Annotated in this window: 25 protein-coding genes; 1 reads left to right on the forward strand and 24 read right to left on the reverse strand. The window is 50.6% G+C overall.

The window, feature by feature from the left end:
• Positions 1-4: 4 nt before the first annotated feature.
• The 23 genes from ACFVVF_RS06315 to ACFVVF_RS06425 form a co-directional block, all read right to left on the reverse strand.
• Positions 5-1,114 carry a sugar ABC transporter substrate-binding protein gene (locus ACFVVF_RS06315; RefSeq protein ID WP_387806441.1) on the reverse strand — a complete coding sequence of 370 codons (1,110 nt, stop codon included), beginning with the start codon at positions 1,112-1,114 and terminating at the stop codon, positions 5-7.
• 286 nt (positions 1,115-1,400) lie between these two features.
• The gene (gene spoIVA / locus ACFVVF_RS06320) at positions 1,401-2,879 is read right to left on the reverse strand and encodes a stage IV sporulation protein A (RefSeq protein WP_042162578.1); all 1,479 of its coding nucleotides are present in this window, start codon (positions 2,877-2,879) and stop codon (positions 1,401-1,403) included.
• A gap of 272 nt (positions 2,880-3,151) precedes the next feature.
• Entirely contained in the window at positions 3,152-3,892 is a 741-nt protein-coding gene (locus ACFVVF_RS06325) for a hypothetical protein (protein ID WP_387806443.1), read from the reverse strand.
• A gap of 45 nt (positions 3,893-3,937) precedes the next feature.
• Entirely contained in the window at positions 3,938-4,288 is a 351-nt protein-coding gene (locus ACFVVF_RS06330) for a 2Fe-2S iron-sulfur cluster-binding protein (protein ID WP_387806445.1), read from the reverse strand.
• A complete protein-coding gene (locus ACFVVF_RS06335; protein ID WP_387806447.1) occupies positions 4,285-4,881 on the reverse strand; it encodes a nucleotidyltransferase family protein in 597 nt (198 codons plus the stop codon). The genes ACFVVF_RS06330 and ACFVVF_RS06335 overlap by 4 nt, the downstream gene beginning before the upstream one ends.
• A gap of 15 nt (positions 4,882-4,896) precedes the next feature.
• On the reverse strand, positions 4,897-5,193 hold the full coding sequence (locus tag ACFVVF_RS06340) for a 2Fe-2S iron-sulfur cluster-binding protein (protein WP_387806449.1): 297 nt from the start codon (positions 5,191-5,193) through the stop codon (positions 4,897-4,899).
• Between the two features lie 46 nt (positions 5,194-5,239).
• A complete protein-coding gene (locus tag ACFVVF_RS06345) occupies positions 5,240-5,419 on the reverse strand; it encodes a DUF2768 family protein (RefSeq protein ID WP_387806450.1) in 180 nt (59 codons plus the stop codon).
• Between the two features lie 140 nt (positions 5,420-5,559).
• Entirely contained in the window at positions 5,560-5,838 is a 279-nt protein-coding gene (locus ACFVVF_RS06350; RefSeq protein WP_387806452.1) for a stage VI sporulation protein F, read from the reverse strand.
• 115 nt (positions 5,839-5,953) lie between these two features.
• Positions 5,954-6,988 carry an NAD(P)H-dependent glycerol-3-phosphate dehydrogenase gene (locus ACFVVF_RS06355; protein ID WP_387806454.1) on the reverse strand — a complete coding sequence of 345 codons (1,035 nt, stop codon included), beginning with the start codon at positions 6,986-6,988 and terminating at the stop codon, positions 5,954-5,956.
• 4 nt (positions 6,989-6,992) lie between these two features.
• Positions 6,993-7,601: a glycerol-3-phosphate 1-O-acyltransferase PlsY gene (gene plsY / locus ACFVVF_RS06360; RefSeq protein ID WP_387808857.1), complete on the reverse strand. Its 609-nt coding sequence runs from the start codon at positions 7,599-7,601 to the stop codon at positions 6,993-6,995.
• A 12-nt stretch (positions 7,602-7,613) separates the two neighbouring features.
• Positions 7,614-8,936 (reverse strand): ribosome biogenesis GTPase Der, encoded by a 1,323-nt coding sequence (der, locus tag ACFVVF_RS06365; protein WP_387806455.1) that lies wholly within the window; start codon positions 8,934-8,936, stop codon positions 7,614-7,616.
• 78 nt (positions 8,937-9,014) lie between these two features.
• A complete protein-coding gene (locus ACFVVF_RS06370; RefSeq protein ID WP_387806457.1) occupies positions 9,015-9,656 on the reverse strand; it encodes a YphA family membrane protein in 642 nt (213 codons plus the stop codon).
• Between the two features lie 144 nt (positions 9,657-9,800).
• The gene (gene rpsA, locus ACFVVF_RS06375) at positions 9,801-11,045 is read right to left on the reverse strand and encodes a 30S ribosomal protein S1 (protein ID WP_387806458.1); all 1,245 of its coding nucleotides are present in this window, start codon (positions 11,043-11,045) and stop codon (positions 9,801-9,803) included.
• 113 nt (positions 11,046-11,158) lie between these two features.
• Positions 11,159-11,740 carry a lysophospholipid acyltransferase family protein gene (locus ACFVVF_RS06380; protein WP_387806460.1) on the reverse strand — a complete coding sequence of 194 codons (582 nt, stop codon included), beginning with the start codon at positions 11,738-11,740 and terminating at the stop codon, positions 11,159-11,161.
• A gap of 3 nt (positions 11,741-11,743) precedes the next feature.
• Complete coding sequence (gene cmk, locus ACFVVF_RS06385) at positions 11,744-12,439, reverse strand: (d)CMP kinase (protein ID WP_387808860.1); 696 nt, start codon at positions 12,437-12,439, stop codon at positions 11,744-11,746.
• 150 nt (positions 12,440-12,589) lie between these two features.
• A complete protein-coding gene (locus ACFVVF_RS06390) occupies positions 12,590-12,811 on the reverse strand; it encodes a hypothetical protein (RefSeq protein ID WP_387806462.1) in 222 nt (73 codons plus the stop codon).
• A gap of 63 nt (positions 12,812-12,874) precedes the next feature.
• On the reverse strand, positions 12,875-13,528 hold the full coding sequence (locus tag ACFVVF_RS06395; protein ID WP_387806463.1) for a flagellar brake protein: 654 nt from the start codon (positions 13,526-13,528) through the stop codon (positions 12,875-12,877).
• Between the two features lie 60 nt (positions 13,529-13,588).
• Entirely contained in the window at positions 13,589-14,947 is a 1,359-nt protein-coding gene (gene ypeB, locus ACFVVF_RS06400; protein ID WP_387806465.1) for a germination protein YpeB, read from the reverse strand.
• Between the two features lie 72 nt (positions 14,948-15,019).
• Positions 15,020-15,175, reverse strand: coding sequence for a hypothetical protein (locus tag ACFVVF_RS06405; RefSeq protein WP_387806467.1), 156 nt, complete (start codon positions 15,173-15,175; stop codon positions 15,020-15,022).
• 50 nt (positions 15,176-15,225) lie between these two features.
• Positions 15,226-15,924 (reverse strand): glutamic-type intramembrane protease PrsW, encoded by a 699-nt coding sequence (gene prsW, locus ACFVVF_RS06410; RefSeq protein ID WP_387808863.1) that lies wholly within the window; start codon positions 15,922-15,924, stop codon positions 15,226-15,228.
• A gap of 55 nt (positions 15,925-15,979) precedes the next feature.
• Positions 15,980-17,230 (reverse strand): Glu/Leu/Phe/Val family dehydrogenase, encoded by a 1,251-nt coding sequence (locus tag ACFVVF_RS06415; protein WP_387806469.1) that lies wholly within the window; start codon positions 17,228-17,230, stop codon positions 15,980-15,982.
• 136 nt (positions 17,231-17,366) lie between these two features.
• Entirely contained in the window at positions 17,367-17,981 is a 615-nt protein-coding gene (locus ACFVVF_RS06420) for a genetic competence negative regulator (RefSeq protein ID WP_042162601.1), read from the reverse strand.
• Between the two features lie 199 nt (positions 17,982-18,180).
• Positions 18,181-18,504 carry a hypothetical protein gene (locus tag ACFVVF_RS06425; protein WP_387806471.1) on the reverse strand — a complete coding sequence of 108 codons (324 nt, stop codon included), beginning with the start codon at positions 18,502-18,504 and terminating at the stop codon, positions 18,181-18,183.
• A 156-nt stretch (positions 18,505-18,660) separates the two neighbouring features.
• Here ACFVVF_RS06425 and ACFVVF_RS06430 point away from each other — a divergent pair, with 156 nt between their 5' ends.
• Positions 18,661-19,503 carry a polysaccharide deacetylase family protein gene (locus tag ACFVVF_RS06430; RefSeq protein ID WP_387806473.1) on the forward strand — a complete coding sequence of 281 codons (843 nt, stop codon included), beginning with the start codon at positions 18,661-18,663 and terminating at the stop codon, positions 19,501-19,503.
• Here ACFVVF_RS06430 and ACFVVF_RS06435 read toward each other — a convergent pair whose 3' ends face one another.
• The gene (locus ACFVVF_RS06435; RefSeq protein ID WP_387806475.1) at positions 19,504-19,737 is read right to left on the reverse strand and encodes a hypothetical protein; all 234 of its coding nucleotides are present in this window, start codon (positions 19,735-19,737) and stop codon (positions 19,504-19,506) included.
• Positions 19,738-19,740: the final 3 nt, after the last annotated feature.

Raw genomic sequence — 19,740 nt, forward strand, 5'->3', positions numbered from 1 at the left:
GGGTTTACTTCGCGCCTTCCAGCTCTTTCATCCATTCTTCATAGCCTTGCTCGCTGCTGCCCCAGCCTTCGATATACTGTGCAAGCTGCGTCGTGTTTACTTTCTCAGTTGGCAAAGCGTCACGTTGTACGTAGACCGGATTCAGTACGATAACCGGCTCATTTTCTTCGCCTTTAAATTCTTTGTACAGCGCACGCACTTGGATGCGGCCGATATCTTTCGGATCTACCGCTGCCGAAGCTACCCATGGGCTAGCCGGATCTTGAATCATTTGCAGATCCTCGTCACTCATATCGATGCCGTATACTTTAATTTCAGTTCTTCCTGCTTGTTGAATAGCGCGTGCTGCGCCTTTTGCAAATTCATCCCATGCAGCCCATACCGCAGTAATGTCGCCTTTGTTCGGATTCTGCTTCAGAATGGCTTCCATTTGAGCTTGTGTATCGATGGCAGGATTGTTGGCATTGCCAAACGCTGCGATTTCTGTAATTTCCGGATACTTGCTTTGGAACTCTTTGTATGCCACTTGGCGGCGTTCCATTGGTGCAAAGCCTGCAACCCAAACCTTTACAATCTTGCCTTTGCCGCCAGCATCTTTAGCAAGCTGCTCCAGCGTAAGCTCCGCCATTTTCTTATCATCCTGCTGTAGGACAGGTACGCCTTCGACCTTCACGTCAGCATCGAATACAACGACCGAGATGCCTTTGGCAACCGCATTTTTAACGCCTGCTTCCAGTGCAGATGCTTGTCCATGGTCAATCAGAATGCCGTCAAAGCCTTGGTTGATCGCTGCATCCAGGTTGGAAGCCATTTTGCCCAGATCATTATCCGAAGCAAATACCGTTACTTTGCCGCCGAATTTCTCAACTTGTTCCTTTACGCCTTCCACGTATTGCGAAGAGAATGTTCCTGTATTGAATTGCATAACGAGTGCAACTTTTTTGCCTTTGAGTGAAGAAATATCATTATTGTTCGCTGCCGGCTCCGTAGCCGCAGGCTCTGTCGCCGCTGGAGCGTTAGTTCCTTCATTTGATTGTTTCGCGCCGCAAGCTGCCAATACCAATAGCATAGCTGCAAGCAGAACTGTTAAATAAACCTTACTCTGTTTCTTCATTTCTTTCTCTCTCCCCTACTATTTACCTAGTAATAAATTGCTATTCTTTTGCTATCATATCATTTTCTCCTACTATGTCAATCGGAATTTCGGGATATAAGAAAATGATGTCGAATAATAGCGAATCAAAGTGACATATGTCATTATAAAACCGATGTGAGCCGATACACAACTCATTTTTTAAAAAACAGCCTCCTTGCAGACGTTTATTATGTGTCCGCAACCTCAACAAAAAGGCCGCCCCATCGATCTTGTAAGATCTCAGAGACAGCCCTTATTGAATGAATTACAAGATGATTGCAATGAGGCCGCCGGAGCCTTCATTAATAATTCTGCCGAGCGTTTCCTGCAATTTGTAGCGCGCGTTGTCCGGCATCATTGCGATTTTGCCCTGGATGCCTTCCCGGACCAGCGAGTGCAGCGAACGGCCAAAGATGTCAGATTCCCAAATTTTAATCGGATCGGCTTCGAAGTCTTGCATCAGGTAACGCACCAGCTCTTCCGTCTGCTTCTCTGAACCGATAATCGGTGCAAACTCGGACTCAACATCGACCCTGATCATATGAATCGAAGGGGCAGTCGCCTTCAGCCTTACACCAAAGCGTGAGCCTTGACGAATCAGCTCCGGCTCGTCGAGCGCCATCTCCGCTAATGTAGGAGCAGCGATGCCGTAGCCTGTAGCCTTCACCATCTCTAGCGCTTCAGCGAAACGGTCGTATTCCCGCTTGGCATGCGAGAACTCCTGCATTAACTGCAGCAAGTGGTCTTTGCCGCGAATCTCGACGCCAACGACTTCCATTAAGATGCGATCGTACAATTCGTCCGGTGCGTACAGATCGATCTCCGCAACGCCTTGCCCCATGTTCATGCCGCTGAGGCCGGCTCTTGCGATAAAGTCGTAGTCCATGAACTGCGAGACGACGCGGTCAACATCCCGTAAACGGCGAATGTCCTTGACCGTATCGCGAACGGAATTTTCATAATTGCTGCGCAGCCAGTGCTGCTCATTCAGAACCATAACCCAGCTTGGCAGGTTCACATTCACTTCATGTACCGGGAACTCGTAGAGCACTTCGCGAAGCACGGAGACTACTTCCTCTTCTCCCATCGTAGCTACGCTGAGCGTAATAACCGGTATATCGTACTTGGCCTGAAGCTCGCCGCGCAGGTTGAGCGCTTCCTCGCTTCGCGGTCTCGTCGAGTTGATGATCAGCACGAATGGCTTGCCGACTTCCTTCAGCTCGCTGATAACCCGTTCTTCCGCTTCCACATAGGAGCTGCGCGGAATTTCTGCGATCGTACCATCGGTCGTCACGACGACGCCAAGCGTCGAATGCTCTTGTATCACTTTGCGAGTGCCGATCTCGGCTGCTTCCTGGAACGGGATCGGCTCATCGAACCAAGGTGTCGTAATCATGCGAGGACCGTTCTCGTCCTCATAGCCTTTGGCGCCCTCGACTGCGTAGCCTACACAATCAACCAGCCTTACATTGACTTCAAGGCCTTCGCTGACACGTAGTTGAACTGCCTGATTCGGCACAAATTTAGGCTCGGTTGTCATGATCGTTTTACCTGCGGCGCTTTGAGGAAGTTCGTCAACGGCACGAACACGCTCGGCTTCACTAGCAATGTTAGGAAGCACAACCGTCTCCATAAACCGTTTGATAAACGTTGATTTGCCCGTTCGGACTGCCCCTACTACCCCGAGGTAAATATCCCCGCCGGTACGTTCGGCAATGTCCTTGAAAATGTCCACTTTCTCCACTGAATATCCCCTCCCAATTGATTTTCCGGTTCGCCGCCTTCCACCGGACAAGAGGGCAGGCCAGCGACGCAACTCGTACAGCTTTTTGGACTAGTAATAGCATATTGTCCATACTCTCCGATTATGCCGATTCCTTTCTAGAAATCTTTTTAATCGGGTCACACCTCTTGCCCTTCCAAGACTGAGTTATATGAGGGCGGAAGGTTTTCTATACCAAAAAATCCTCATTAACGCCCTTCGCAGGGGTCAATGAGGATTTTTGCTTTAATAGGCTATGGAGCGATTGCCAGCGGCTCGCCGTCCTTCCAATGGTAGACAGGCGATTTGACCGGCACGAACAGATCGGAGGCTACGAGCACCTCTCGTGCATCTGCTCCTTCAGCGGGCACGCTGCCGCTTTTCTGTACAGCTTGCATGAGATCTGGGCCGTAATCAGCGTACACATTGCCCTTCTCGTCCGTCATCAAGGCAAGCGACTGGCCGGAAAACTCGCTGCGCAGAGCAGGCGCTTTCCGCTTCAGCGCATCAAAATCGATATAGTGAAAACCCGGATAAGCTGCCCCGCCTTTTGGCACTTCACCGTTATGGCTGCTTGAATACGTGCGCACCGCTGTCTGAATATCGACGAGCTGCTGGAAATTGACCAGATTCATCAATTTAACGGCAGGCTCCGTATCTTCATTAATAATCAGAAAATAATAATTGCCGCCCTTTTCGAAAGCTGCTGATGGAATGTCGCTTATGTAGCCTTGCGTTTGAAGCATATGGAAATCGATCTGAAACTTTTCATACACGGGAGTATCCGATGTGCTGTTCTTGATCGGCAGCACTCCCGTCTCGGACTGATATTGCTCGATTGCCGCCTGAACATTGCGGACTGCTTCCTTTGGCGGAATCAGGTTTTCTTTCAACTGTTTCTTAGGATACATACAGCCGCTAAGCACCACCAGGGTCACAGCAGCCATAACGAGCAGCGCGGAACGGATGCCGCGCCGCATTGCATGATTCATCATTTCCGTTGTCCTCCTAATTTCAGAATTGGCAACCGCCGATCAAACTTACCACAGCTTGTCGTCCAGCTCTTCCGCTTGCTTGGCCAGCAATTTCTCTACGGCGGAGCGGAGCGGATCAGGCGGAATTTCTGCGGTCACTTTTCCGGCGACCCTGGCTTGGCAGGACAAGCGGATATGTTCGCCTTCCAGCCCGGCCAGCTTATGCCGTTCATTGTCTGCAATCGGCAGCAGCTCGCTGCCAGGCAGCACGCTCATTTTACACATGAAACAAGCCGCTTTGCCGCCGCATCGCGTACGAATAGTCAATCCTGCTTGCCTCGCTGCATCCAGCAGCGTCGTTCCCCGTCTTACTTTGACTGTTTTGCCGGATGGCAAAAACCGGACCTCACCATTCATCGCAGCACACCAGTCCGCTTCTCCGCAATCATCTGATGCACCTTCCGAACCATCTCCGGCGTAAATGTATGATGAGACTCCAGCTGCTTCAACGCTTCTCCATGCTTCGCTTCATCTTGTACGAAAGCGTCCATAATGAGCTGATAACGGTCAGGACGATTCCGCAGCACATTAAACCATAGCTCGTGAGCGAGAGGTACAGTGTGAACGAAATAGTTGCCGTCCACGATGACCCGCTCTGCTAGCGGTTTCAACAATTCCGCGACCTTGGTCTCATAACGACATCCATGTGCGCTCACGATAAATCCGCCTACCAGCTCAACGGACACCCCCTCCAGCTCAAAATGGCATAACGTCGACCGGTATATATCGGTCTCGCTCAGCACTGGCTTGTCGATCGCATAGGGGCGCAGCAGGTTGTAAAGACGATCGAAATCGGCCTCATCGATATATAGATCCAGATCATTAGGCTCGCTGGCCAGCGGCAGACCCCGCAGCATTAATCCCGTGCTGCCTCCGACAACCCAATCGATCCCGCTGCCCAATTGTGCGACAGAAGCGAGTGCGCTTTCGAGTCGACCTCTAACGCTCATATTTGGCACTTCCTTTTAGAAATAAGGTTTGTTGTATGCTTTGATGACAACGCTGCTGTCTTTAATGACAGCCTGACATGCCAGTCTATAGCCTTCCTCGAACTCTTCCGGCTCCAGACGGTCCCATTCGGCGTCCGTGATGCCCTCGAGCGCTTCCGAACCTTCCGTAACCATGCAGCGGCAGCGAGCGCAGGTGCCCCGCGTGCAGGAAGAGGACCAGTCGACCTTATACTTGAGCGCCAAACGAAGCAGCGTCTCGCCGACTTCCGGTTCCGCGACAGCCGTCTTTGTTCTTCCCTTCAGCTCGATCATTTCAATAATCCTTTCTACTGCTTATGTATGGCATTCTTCTTGCTGCTTATATGATGGAAAAAAGACCGTAAATAAAGCCGAATACGAGCAATAAGAACGCAATCAGCGATAAAATAAATTTCACGACGCCCTTGGTCTTCAAACGGGCGAATGTAATGATGACTGCGGCAATAGCCATCAGTCCGATACCGATAAAAGAAACCCACATTTTCGACATTGGATCCATGTGTCTATCTTCTCCTAATCTACAAAATAATAAATCTTGCAGCCTTCATTATAGCATCGACAGCAAAAAAGGACAAAAACGGAAAATGGCGCCCCGGATGAAATACAAATTTCGTCCGGAGCGCCGTATCCGATCATACGTTATCGTTTAATCATCATTTTCATTAACGATTCGATATTGTTCATATTCATCCCGCTCGCCTTTACGGCTTTGACAATATCATTCATTGTCGAATCCGACACGGGAACTTTGGCCATCTCCGAAACCTGCTTAATAAGCTTGCGCAGCTCCGCTTCGTTCTGCATCGTTGTGTTGGTTACAGTACTGGCCAGCTTCTTCACAGAGTTTTCGGTAATGTTTTTGCCCGTTTTTTTGTTGATTGCCCCCAGCACATCTTTGGAAAGACTTTTCTTTTCCATGCTTCTCCCCTCCCGCAGCGATCGCTTCAGCATACCTAACTCGTAAGCATTGCCTAAAACCATCATATGAGAGGGGTCTGGGATTGGTGTAGGCGGTCATACCGCCTGAACGGGACTATTCGATCTGTTCAATCTCATGCGTCTTCAGTCTGCCCATCAAATTCTCGACGGCCGTGCGCGGTGAACTGCCCGCGAACAGTACCTGATAAAGCTGCGCGGTAATCGGCATTTCTACCTCATAGCGGCTGGCAAGCTCATAGGCGGCGCGGGTCGTCTTCACGCCCTCTACAACCATTCCCATACGCTCCAGCACTTCATCAAGCGGTGAGCCGTCTGCAAGCATCGACCCGGCACGCCAGTTGCGGCTGTGCTTGCTTGTACAAGTAACGACTAGATCGCCAACGCCAGCCAGACCCGCGAATGTGAGCGGATTAGCGCCCATCGCTGTGCCAAGCCGGCTGATCTCGGCCAGCCCCCGAGTAATAAGCGCAGCCTTGGCGTTGTCTCCAAAGCCCAAGCCGTCGGACAGACCGGCGCCAAGCGCAATAATGTTCTTGATTGCGCCTGCGACCTCTACACCGGCAACGTCCGGATTCGTGTAAACCCGGAAGTATCCGTTCATAAACGCGTCTTGAGCCTGTTCAGCCGCTTCCTGATCAGCAGATGCGACGACAACCGTCGTAGGCTGCTTACGGATGACTTCCTCAGCATGACTTGGACCGGACAATACGGCAATCTGATCCGGCGAACGGCCAAGCTCCTCGGCCAGCACCGTGGTCATTCTTTTCAGCGTGCCGGTCTCAAAGCCTTTCGTCGCATGAATGCACAATGTCGATTCCTTCATAAAAGGCGCCGCCTGCTTTGCTACTTCGCGCATCGCAGCGGAAGGCGCAACAAACAGAGCCAGCTCGGCATCCTGCAGCGCTTCTTTCATTTCCGTCGTCGCCCGCAGCGACTGAGGAAGCTCCACGCCAGGCAAATACTTCGAATTCTCATGCACTGTGTTTATTTGCTCCGCCTGTTCAGCATTACGTGTCCACAGCAGCACGTCAAATCCGTTTTGCGCCAAGACGGAAGCCAGAGCCGTGCCCCAGCTCCCGGCAACGAACACAGCCGCGCGGCGTCCCGCCTGCGCTTTAGTTTCCGTCATCTTGTCAGGCTCCTTTTTTGGCGCCAAGCTTGTTCTCCGTTCCTTGCACAAGCTTGACGATATTGGTCCGGTGGCGGACGAAGGCAAATACGCAAAGCAATAAGCTGACCAGCAATAAAGGCAATGAATAATGAATGAGGCCGATCAATAACGGTACAAAAGCCGCAAACAGCAGCGATCCCAAGCTTACGTAACGCGTGATGGCAATCGATGCGATCGCAATAACTCCGGCGATAAGCGCAGGTACAAAGGCCAAAGTCGCCATGACACCGACCGTAGTTGCAATGCCCTTCCCGCCTTTGAAGCGGAACCATACCGGCCAGTTATGGCCGACAATGGCAGCAAGACCGCTAAGTACTGCTGTCCAGTCGCCCAAATCATCAGGACCCAGCAGCCACCCTATTACGACCGCTGCGATACCCTTGGCGATATCCAGAAAGAATACGAGCAGTCCAGGCCCTTTGCCCAGAACCCGGATCGTATTCGTCGCTCCGGCGTTGCCGCTCCCATGCTCCCGGATATCGATCCCCTTAACCAGTCTTGCAATTACGATACTGAATGAAATCGAACCTAATAAATAACTAGCGACAACCGCAATAATAGCGTTCAGCAAAATCATTCTCCCCTAATCCTCGTCAGACTTCCTCCGTGTAAACAGACGAACCGGCGTGCCTTCAAAGTCAAAAGCCGCACGGATTTTATTTTCCAAGTAGCGCTCATATGAGAAATGCATCATATCCGGATCGTTGACAAAAATAACGATCGTCGGTGGCTTCGTCGCCACTTGCGTTACATAATTGATTTTCAGACGTCTTCCCTTATCGGTAGGCGGCGGATTGTAGGCAACCGCGTCAGCAACGACATCGTTCAGCAAATGCGTCTGAATGCGCATCGCATGCTGCTGCGATACATGATTAACAACCGGAAGCAGCTTATGAAGACGCGACTTCGTAAGCGCCGACAGGAATACGACCGGTGCATAGGTCATGAACAGGAAATGATCACGAATGTTTTGCGTAAAAGCGTTCATCGTCTTATCGTCTTTGTCGACGACATCCCATTTGTTGACGACAAAGATCGAAGCTTTCCCCGCTTCATGCGCATAACCGGCAATATGCTTGTCCTGCTCGATGATGCCTTCTTCTCCGTTAATAAGCACAAGCACGACATCCGCTCGTTCAATTGCTTTCATCGCACGCATCACGCTGTACTTTTCCGTGGTTTCATACACTTTGCCGCGTTTGCGCATGCCGGCAGTGTCGATCAGAACATAACGCTGGCCGTCACGCTCGAACGGCGTATCGATCGCATCGCGGGTTGTACCGGCCACGTTGCTTACAATAACGCGCTCTTCACCAAGCAAAGCGTTGACGAGCGAGGACTTGCCTACGTTTGGACGACCGATCAGCGCAACACGGATCACATCGTCATCATAGCCGTCATCCTCAAGAATTGGCAGCTTCTCAACCGCGGCATCAAGCAAATCGCCAATTCCGATACCATGAGCGCCGGAAATAGCAATCGGTTGTCCAAATCCGAGACCGTAGAACTCATAAATCTCATCCATCCGGTCCTGATTATCTACTTTATTAACCGCCAGCACGATAGGCTTGCGGGAACGGAAAAGCATTTGCGCAACCTCATCATCCGAATGCGTCAGGCCTGCTTTGGCATCCACCATGAAAATAATGACGTCCGCCTCTTCAATAGCCAGCTCCGCTTGCATGCGGACTGATTTCATAATTTCATCTTCGCCGTCGATTTCGATACCACCGGTATCTACAATGCTGAAAGCGACGCCGTTCCATTCACCGGCGCTATACAATCGATCGCGGGTAACCCCCGGTTTATCCTCTACAATTGCGAGCCGGTCGCCGACTATACGGTTGAATATGGTTGATTTGCCCACATTCGGACGCCCGACGATGGCGATAACGGGTCTTGCCATAGTTGATGTTCACTCCTTCAGAAATACTCACGTTTAACATCATAGCAAAAAACGACGTACTTGGCTAACTTTTCATCTTTATTCCGGGCTGCTTCGCTTGTTTTTCATGAAGAAAACAGCTAAATTTTCCATAACCGATCGTAAAATGCCGAAAGATAAGCTTAAAACTCTTGCTGCGCCGAATGCAATCCATAAGCCGTCCCACCATGCTAATTCGCCAACTCCTCCGATATACCTTCCTCCGCTCAGCACTGCGAAATTTATTTCTGCAAAGACAGCGGAAAACACGAGTACTGCAAATTGATGTTTAGCCTTGGAGGAAAATGCAGCGGCCAATAATCCGCCAAGCAAGGGGGCATCCCATCTCGGATCAAGCCAATAAAATACAGGATCAGCCAAATACATCTTTTGCAGGCAACCCCAAATAACGCCTGTCAACAAGGCGCATAGAAGCAAATACCATTTCGATTCGGCCAAGCTTTGTCCATGAACGGCAGATAGGGCCGCAAGCATAAGCAAGATCGCACTGGCATGCCATACGACGCTGACATTCCCGATTGCTGTCGTATGCTGTAGAGGCTGCAATATGATGCAGCCCGCTGCGATTATTGCTAATATCCGCTTGTTAAAGCTTGCTGCACCTACCCATTCCGACCAGCCTGTTGCCATTAATATGAATAAGATCATGACAATCCATAACGATATATATCCTGGATTCACAAGTCCTCACCTCTCACTCTCATCGACCTATTATGCACCCAAGCGGGAACGGCTATGCCGGACTATATGCAAATGTTGTAAAAAAAACAGGCTGTACCCGGTACACGGGTACAGCCTGTTTGCCATATATCTTAGATCCTGATATTATTTCAATTTGCTCAGCTTGTCGCCGAAACGCTCAGCCAAGGAGTAGCTCATGCTTTGGTTGCTCAAGCTAACATTCGGGTTGTTGCCCAGATCCTCTTGCTTAGGCGAACGCTCGCGTTGCGGTTTGCTCGAACGTGGCGCTTGCTCAGCCGGTTGCTCTGGAGCTTCTTCTGTTTCTTTGATGCTCAGGCTTACGCGTTTTTCAGCAGGGTTGAAGTCCAATACTTTCGCTTGTACTTCTTGCCCTTCTTTCAGAACATCGTAAGGCGTTGCAATGTGGCGGTGTGCGATTTGGGAAATGTGCACAAGGCCTTCCACGCCAGGAGCGATTTCAACAAATGCGCCGAACGTTACGATACGGCGTACAGTACCTGTAACGATATCGCCGATTGCGAATTGGCCGTTAGCCGACTCCCAAGGACCAGGTTGAGCAGCTTTCAAGCTCAGGCTGATTTTGCCCGCAGCCGGATCAACTTTCAGCACTTTAACCGTTACCGCTTGACCTTCGGATACAACATCCTTCGGATGAGCGACATGCTGCCACGAAAGCTCCGATACGTGTACCAGACCGTCGATGCCGCCGATATCAACGAATGCGCCGAATGGCGTCAGGCGTTGTACAGTGCCTTCGAGTTGTTGGCCCACTTGCAGGGAACTCATAACTTGTTGTTTGCTTTGCTCGAACTCAGCGTCCAGAACTTCTTTCTGGGACAGGATCACTTTGTTGTTCTCGCGATCGATTTCTTTCACTTTCACGCGGAGCGTACGGCCTTTGTAATCGCTGAAATCTTCAACGAAATGACGCTCAACCATGGAAGCAGGGATGAAACCGCGTACGCCAACGTCAGCGACAAGGCCGCCTTTAACAACGTCAGCTACTGCAACTTCGAATACTTCTCCGCTTTCGAAACGGCTTTGCAGCACGTCCCAAGCGCGGTCTCCGTCGATTTGGCGCTTCGACAGAACGAGTTTTTCTTTCTCGTCGTCGATGCTTACCACTTTCAGCTCAACCTCTTGACCGATTTGAACCGCATCGGATGCATTTTCAAGCTGAACTGCGGAAAGCTCGCGAATCGGAATGATACCGTCATATTTATATCCAAGGCTTACATAAGCTTGGTTATCTTCGATTTTGACGATCGTGCCTTTAACGGTATCGCCTTTTTTCAAAGACACAAAATTGTCCATAGCCTCTTGATTTTCTTGAGCTACGGAGTCCTGAACATTGATTTCTTCTGACATTTGAAATAACCTCCTCAATTCATACCCCAACTTTATTTAAACCTGCAGCCGTCCCTGACGGCGTACAGCATTTAAAACATCGCAAATGGCTTTCGCCGGTTCCCTGACGGGAATTATTGATTTTCTTTAATCATTTGGCGGATGCGGACCATAATGGCCTCCGTCACGCGCTCAAGCATATCCGGTGATGAATCATCAATAAATGCAGTAAGATCTACCGGCTTGCCGTAAATGATTTTCATTTTGCGAAAAGGCTTGTAGCTTCCGATAATCGCTACTGGAACAACTGTCGCTCCGCTGCGCATCGTAATCATAGCAGCGCCTTTCTTGGCTGCTGCGCCTTCCGCGCTGTTTCTCGTTCCTTCGGGAAAAATGCCCATCACTTCGCCTTGCTGAAGAAGTCCGATGGCAGAACGAATCGCTTCCTTGCTGACGCCGCCCCGCTTCACGGGAAATGCGCCAAGCTCCCGGATCAACGGACCGAATACCGGAACGTCGAAGAGCTCTTGCTTCGCCATATAATGAACCTTCCGCTTCAACTTAATACCTACGGTTGGAGGATCAAAATTGCTCAGATGGTTCGAGGCAAGCACAACCGGGCCTTCCGCCGGTATGTTCTCCTTGCCTACCGCCTCTAGCCGGAAGATTACATTGTAGATGACGAGGAGAAGGAATCTGCAAATGCGGTATAACATAGTTTACTTCGCCTCCGCCAATTTGGTTCGGCTTAATTTGACAATTGCCCCGACGACTTCATCAATCGTCATCGCGGTACTGTCCATGACGAGCGCATCCGGTGCGCAAATGAGCGGAGCGATTTCTCTCTGCTCGTCCAGCCGGTCGCGGTCAGCAATTTCCTGAGCCAGCTGCTCCAGCGTTACGTCCTGTTTGCCCGAAATTTCCTTGAATCGGCGAGATGCGCGTTCTTCTACGGTTGCGGTCAGAAAAACTTTCAGCTCCGCGTTCGGCAATACATGCGAGCCGATGTCCCGTCCGTCCATAACGACGCCTTTCCTGACAGCAAGCTTGCGCTGCATGGCGCCCAACACTTCTCTTACGGTTTCATTTGCTGCGATTAAGGAGACGATAAGCGTTACTTCACGGGAGCGGATGGAATCCGTTACGTCCTCACCGTTCAGCAATACGGTCTGCCCTTTGTCACCGGGAAGCAATTCAATGTCCAGCGATGTTGCCAGCGCTGCCAATGCCTTGCTATCTTGCGGCTCGATGGAAGCCTTAAGCGCACTAAGCGTTACGGCCCGATACATCGCCCCGGTATCGATATAAATGTACCCTAGCTGTTCGGCAACCTTGCGTGCAACCGTACTTTTCCCTGCGCCTGCAGGGCCGTCGATAGCAATGTTAATCCGGTCGCTGTCACCGTCTTGCTGCATCACGAACAGTCAACCCCCTTAATAGAGACGGCTGGCCGATGCTTGAAGCAATTGCGACTCAAACCTCTCAAGAAAAAAGCAGGCTTTGCCTGCGAACGTGAAAATTATACCACACTATGGACATAGATGCAAAAGAACGAAAGGCTTCCATCACTCCGGAGCCGTCCCTTCCAAACGCTCTATATCGGTTATCCACCGTCTTATTGTGTCGTTTTGCAGCGCGATTTGCGTTAAAACGACAGCAATCAGCAGCAGGATCGCCAGCTTGGCAAGCCTGCTGCTGACAGCGTCCGACAAGTCGCGGAAGTAGCGGAACCCCCGCTTCTTTCCGCGACTTATCTTATCCTTTGTTCTATGGCTTCTGTCTGGCATCCGGCACACTTCCTTTATTTCCCTTATCAAGTTAGCATGCCTATGCTGCGGACAGATTATTCATTACCGGTTACGAAAATCCAGCTGCCTTTCAAAGCAGTAACGAATGATTTTTTGCCGTTCCGAATCACTGATGCTCACAAATTTAATCATAACCTGCTTCCGGCCTGACGTATGCTCGACGACGCGAACAACCTCCGCCTTGAATGAAGCATGCTCCAGCGATCCGTTCTTGTAAGGGACGAGCAGCCAGCAATCCAGTTCCATCTCGCGGGTGATCGCCCACTTGCCGTCGCACAGAAATGAGATGCCGCCGCCCCCGACGTCGTCAGTATGGGTCACGAAACGAATCTGCCCCATAGCGGTAACTGCAATTTCCAGCTCGGCAGGCACGCGCAGAAAATGGCGGCGCTGTACCTTCGTGATTCGGTCCGGATCGGGCTTGCGGATCTTGATCAGCTTAATCGTATCCTCGCGAAAACCGATGACATGCGAATCAAAGTAGTTCTTAATGCCGTCCTCCGTCACAAAATGAACGGAAAGCTCGTCCCCCAGATAAAGTCTCTTCATACGGCCCGTACTTTCGTTCAACGGAGTCTCGATCAACAGCCCGTCTTCAAGCTCGTCGGCGATTCTCGCCTTGTACTCGACGGCTGCTTCCGCTTCATCCGAGGAAGCGATCTCGAAAAACAACATTTGGTTTACTCTAGGCAACAATTGGCTCCCCTCCCATAATGGTGTCATTATATCACACTCAATTTGAGGGGAGCCATATCATTATTTAGATGCAGCAGCTGTTCGATCTTGCGGAGACATTTCCTCGATCGATTCTTCCATACCGGTATCCGCATTAATATAGATGCGGTAGATGCTTCCGTTTATTTTACCCGTATATTCATAGCAGAGCACTTCTTGACCCAGGTCATTCAGAATTATCGCTTTCTGCTCCTTGGACACTTTCATTTCCGGATTAAGCGCTTTGCGCCCATCAGCCTGCGTAATTTTCGGAGCCTTGATGTTGCGTTCATGATGCTCATAGACGTAATCATTAGCTTGGAGGCCAACCGTTTCGCCGTTATCGAGCGCAATCTTCACCGTCAGCTTCTCGGGATAAATAAGCACACCGTTCTGGCTGGCGACGTAAGTTAATGTGCCGGCATTGTTGAAGGCATCATAGGTGACCGCCTGCATCCCTTTAAAGCCATGATCATTCAAAAACTTATCAGCTGCTTCCTTAGCTTTCGCCGTGTCCAGCCGCTGCTCCCCGATGTCCCGGGAATCCATAAACCAGATCAGCTGGCCGCCCTTTTGCGTATAGTCCATCTGCAGCTTTTTGCCGTTCTTCGGCTCTGTCACCGTTGCGCTGTAGGATGCGAACTCCGTTCCTTTGCCGTTCTCTATTACTTTAATCTCGCCGGCGTTTTTGCCGACAAATTCGGCTACATGCTTCTTGATATCATCGGCGGTAACGAGCTTGCCGCCCAGCATTTTAACCGTACGGCTCTGATACATGCTGCTGACGGAAGGCCCCCAGTTGATCTCAGGATATTCGCTGACTTTTTTGTCAACCGTCTTGAAGCCGTCGATAATGCCATTATTGCCTTTCAAGTTTTGTGCAGCGAGGGCCGTCTCAACGTCCATCCAGCGCAGCTTCGTGCCCAGCACTTGCTCCTGAACCCCCTGCAGATCATTCGATATTTCCTCCGACTTGGCGTAAAGCGTCTTAAGCGTGTTGAATTCATCCTTGGACAAAGGCTGCTTCGTCAAATCGCGTACTGAGGTTTTATAAGCAAAGTTTGAAATTCTCGATAAAAAGTCCTCCGCTTTATTAAACGGAAGCAGCGTCAGCGGCAATTGATTAATTTCGTTTTGCGCTTCGCTTGTGAGCCGCCATACGTTGACAAGCCCTTTGCGGTGAAAACCTTGGGAGGTTGAGTTCACGGCCAGCGTGTTGCCCAGCTGCTGATGCAGCTGCTGAACGTGATAGGTTAGATTGTGGAAGGCCCGCTGATATTGGTTTTCGGCTTTGAGCAATATCGCATTCTTCTCTTGATGCTCCTGATAGCCCCAATAAGCGGCACCAATCAATAAGAGGGTCATGATGGGGAACAGCACAGCGCTGAGTCGTTTATACATAACAGAAAAGCTCCTTTCTTGTCGAAACCTAGCGTTAGTTTGGTTTCAGCAAGGGAGCTTTATACATCTGTTCTAAATACTGTGTTCTTCGACATCGAGGTCGTTGGTGTTATTGCAAATACACTGCTTGAAGCCCGTGTCGATCGAGCCTTTATCGCGCCGGCCGCGCAGCACGAACTTCTCTCCGCATACATTGCACCTGATTGTTACTTTCACTCTCGCTTCCATCCTTACCTCCTAAGCGGGTAGCCTTTTAGAAGTCAGTATGGACGGATCGGTTACAATTTAATCTCGTCCTCACGGGATAGAAACCGGAATGGCGACCTTTCGTTGGCGCGCTGCATTTTCCGCAATCCCCATACCCAAAGCACCGCCATGAACGGAATAATGAAGTACATCCAGTTCTGCTGCTGGGTAATCATGATGTAGTCGTACGTGCCATGGAGTCCGAACGGAAGCAGCAGCGAGATAGCCAAATACAAATTGCGCTTGCGCTTGCTGATTGCAAATTTGGCCTTGCCTACATAGTAGCCCATCATGATGCCAAATAGCGCATGCCCGGACACCGGAAGCAGCGCACGCATGAGCAGCGTACCGAAGGTCGCAGGCGAGAATACGGCATACATAATATTCTCAAGCGTCGCAAAGCCAAGCGAGATGGAGGCTGCATAGACGATACCGTCGTAGGGCTCGTCGAACTCGGTATGATTATAAATAATATGATACAGCACGAACCATTTCACAAGCTCTTCTACGCCTGCCGATTCGGCAAAAGCGAGCACGAGAGGTGATTCTCCCCACCAGAGCTGCAGTCCGCGTTGAATAACGACGATGGGCACTACGATCAATACGCCCAGCAGAAACATTCGAACGACCATATGAATCGGTTCGGAATCGTAGCGGTCCTTCAGATATAAATAGGTGAGCAGCGAAACGCCGGGCGCCACCGCTGCCGTTAACACGGAAAACAAGAACATTTCGTCGATCACCTCCAGCATCGGGGCCGCGCCTAACGCCTGGCGGCAAGCCGGGTTATACCCAGCCGCGGTAACGAACCGCCTCCGCCATTTTGCGAACCCCCGTCATATAAGCGGCAAGCCGCATATCGACGTTTCTCGTTTGATGAAGCTCATATACTTGCTTAAAGCCCCGGATCATCATGATCCGCAGCTTCGAATCCACTTCGTTCTCATCCCAATAGTAGCCTTGATTGTTCTGAACCCATTCGAAGTAAGAGACGATGACGCCTCCAGCGCTTGCCAGAACGTCAGGCACGATCAGAATGCCCCGATCCGTCAATATTTGCGTCGCTTCAAGCGTCGTAGGGCCGTTGGCTGCTTCGACAACAATAGAGGCGCGAATATTCGGAGCGTTGGCTTCCGTAATCTGATTCTCGATTGCAGCCGGCACCAACACGTCGCAATCCAGCTCCAGCAGCTGATCATTCGTAATCGTCTGCGGGAATAAATTCGTAACATTGCCGAATGAATCTCTGCGGTCAAGCAGATAGGGGATATCCAGTCCCTCTTCATTATACAACGCTCCGTTCACATCGGATATACCAATTACGCGCGCACCGGCCTCATGCATAAATTTGGCTAAATAACTGCCTGCATTGCCGAAGCCTTGAATGACGATTCTCGCACCCTTGATCTCGATCCCTTTGAGCGCAAGCGCCTCTTCAATCATAATTACGACGCCTCTAGCTGTCGCAGTCTCCCGCCCCTTTGATCCGCCAAGCACGATCGGCTTGCCGGTAATAAAGCCAGGCGAGTCAAATTCACGGATCCGGCTGTATTCATCCAGCATCCAGGCCATAATTTGTGAATTCGTCATCACATCAGGCGCAGGAATATCCTTGGTGGGGCCGACAATCTGGCTGACAGCTCGAACATAACCGCGGCTTACCCGCTCCAGCTCGCCGAACGACATTTTTCGCGGATCACAAATAACGCCGCCCTTGCCCCCGCCGTAAGGCAGATCAGCAATGCCGCATTTGAGACTCATCCAGATCGAAAGCGCCTTAACCTCCAGCTCTGTTACGCCAGGATGAAATCTTACACCGCCTTTGGTTGGCCCCACAGCATCATTATGCTGGGAACGGTATCCCGTAAATATGGTCGTGGTCCCGTCATCCATTCTTACTGGAATGCGTACCGTCAGGACGCGCATTGGCTCCTTCAGCAGCTCAATCATTGAGTCCTGATGTCCAAGCTTGCGCAATGCTTGTTCAATTACTACTTGTGTAGATTTCAAAATATCATGTGCATGTATATCCGCCATGATGAAGCTCACCGCCTTTGTCTACATGTAATATGAACTAGCAGCCCCGACCATATTCGATTATTTTAATTTTTTAAAGCAAGAAGAGCACCGGGGGGACAAATATGGTCCTCCGATGCTCTTCTCCATGTGCTTCTCAGTTATAAAAATGAGTGCAAACTTCCCGTACAGCGTCCGACGGCATGATGACCTTTCCATACTCCTCGAGCATCGCGTAAGTAACCGATGTCGCTTCGCCGTATTCCGCCAGCAAGGCGATTACGGCGTTATGGCGGGAAGAATCGATCAGTGCTGGCTCCAGCGCCAATATCCACTTCCCGTTATAGGAATATAAGCGTCCATCCTCCGTCAGACCGGCAGCCTGCAATTGCTTGCAAACGCTGATGACGTCTTCAAAATCCCGGAAGGAATACATTACGATATCGCTTTGCTCCATCGTCACTTCCATTTCGTATATCTCGTCTTCCGTGTCTTCATCGTCGGTTGCCCGCTCGTCGGATTGACCGTTCATTTTGCCACGGGTTACAATGACGACCATTCCCTGGGCAGGCAAGGCAAATACTTCGACCGCTAACGGGCCGCTGGCATCGAATCCAAGTTCACTGTATGCTTGGTCCATCATTTCGCTGAATAGCTCGTGTACCTTTGGAATTTCGCGCCACATGTCTTCCTTCTGGATCCCACGTTCCAGCAGGTCGTCGAACGTCAGGAAAATCCGAATCTTGTCCTGACTAAGCCGCTCGATTTTCATGACAGGATCCTCCTCTGCAGCATCTGTTGTAACAGCGTATGAAATTATTGAGAAGATGTGATCAAATTGATCAAATCGTGCTATGTAACTACTTTATCATGTCTAACCATGGATTGCACCTAAATTAGGCAAAAAAAGAATCGGTTGAAACGTGCAGCATCGTTGCCCGTTCAAGCGATTCCATCTTTTCCGTTCCTAATTAATGCATGCGGGACGACGATTCCGCCATAACCTGATTCGCCTGCTCCTTCAGTTTCGGGTCGCTGTTAATGATCGCTTCAATCCGTTCCCAGTTTCCTTCTGATTTTGCGGCGGTACCGTCTGTATGCTTTGGGGCGGATACAACCGCCTTCGTCTTCCAGTCATTCATCATCATCATCGACAATGATTTCCGTCCCAGCTTCGCTAGCCCGTTCGACATCGTCGCCGACAGCCATGCTGCCGTACCCGGGCGCTTGCGTGCCATATAGAGCGCCGCAGCTGCGCCAATTGCGCCACCGACTATAAAACCCCTTAGCCTCATTAAGCAAACCTCCTTATAAATATCGTTTCCCCGATATTTTGGCTCTTCAGGCTGTAAGCCATCCTGCTAAAATAAAGGAAACTTGCTTAACGGCAGCGAATTTCGAATATGCTACAATGGAATCGAGTATACAAGCACCGGAGGGATCCCTTACTTATGAACGCAGCAGTGAAATCAATTGGAGCCATCGCGGCCGCAGCCGCTGCGGCCTTTCTTCTCGCCTCATGCGGCAGTACAGTATCCAAAGACAACAACACAGCGCACACCGCCCCGGCAATTACGGCCACCCCGGCGCAGGAGACTGCTTCTCCGCTGCCATCTCCTACGGCGACCGAGACGATTGCTGCAGCAGAAGTTAAGACACTCTACAAAATGAACAACGTTTACCGTTTTGTCCCAATCGAAGAAACGACGGATAAGAAAGTTGTACTGCTCAGCTTTGATGACGGCCCGCATAACAAAGAAGTGTTGACCAGCCTTCTCGATACGCTCGACAAGCATCATGCGAAAGCGGTATTTTTCGTGAACGGCTACCGGGTGAAAGAACATCCTGAACTGCTGACTCTTATTCACGAGCGCGGACAGACGATCGGCAATCACTCTTGGGATCACATCGATCTGAAGAAGGAAGACGAAGCGAAGATCGATCAGCAAATCGGTGACGTGCAAAAGGATGTAGAGGCCATCACGGGCGAACCGCCGCGATTCTTCCGTCCCCCATACGGCTCCGGAGGAGATAAAGTGAAGGAGATAGCAAAAAACCACGGCCTGTTGTTCATGACGTGGTCGAATGGTTCGCTGGATTGGGAGCAAAAGTCGCCTGGCGATCCCGATAAAGTAATCGCCAACGTGCTGGAGCAGCTCCATCCCGGCGCAAATATATTAATGCATGAATTGAAATGGACGGCGGAAGCGCTCGACGGGCTGCTGACGAAGCTGGAGGATAAAGGCTACGGCTTCATCGATCCTGCAACCATTGAGCTGCCGGCCCAATCCTGATTATTGCGTATATTTGATGCCGTACCAGAACAATCCGGCCACAAGCGACACGAATAAAAGAAACAATACATTATAATACCATTTCGTAATCTTTGGAGCTTGGGAAGGGAATTTTTTTCTTCTAGGCGGCAGCTGCGCCTCGGCATTCGTTACGGTGTCGTTGCGAGGCGGCGCTGCCGCCTTCTCATGCTGTTGTCTTCTCCTTGACCTCCCGAATTTTTCTACCCTGCTCATGAC

The sequence above is a fragment of the Paenibacillus sp. NPDC058174 genome (assembly GCF_042883865.1).
Classification (GTDB): Bacteria; Bacillota; Bacilli; order Paenibacillales; family Paenibacillaceae; genus Pristimantibacillus.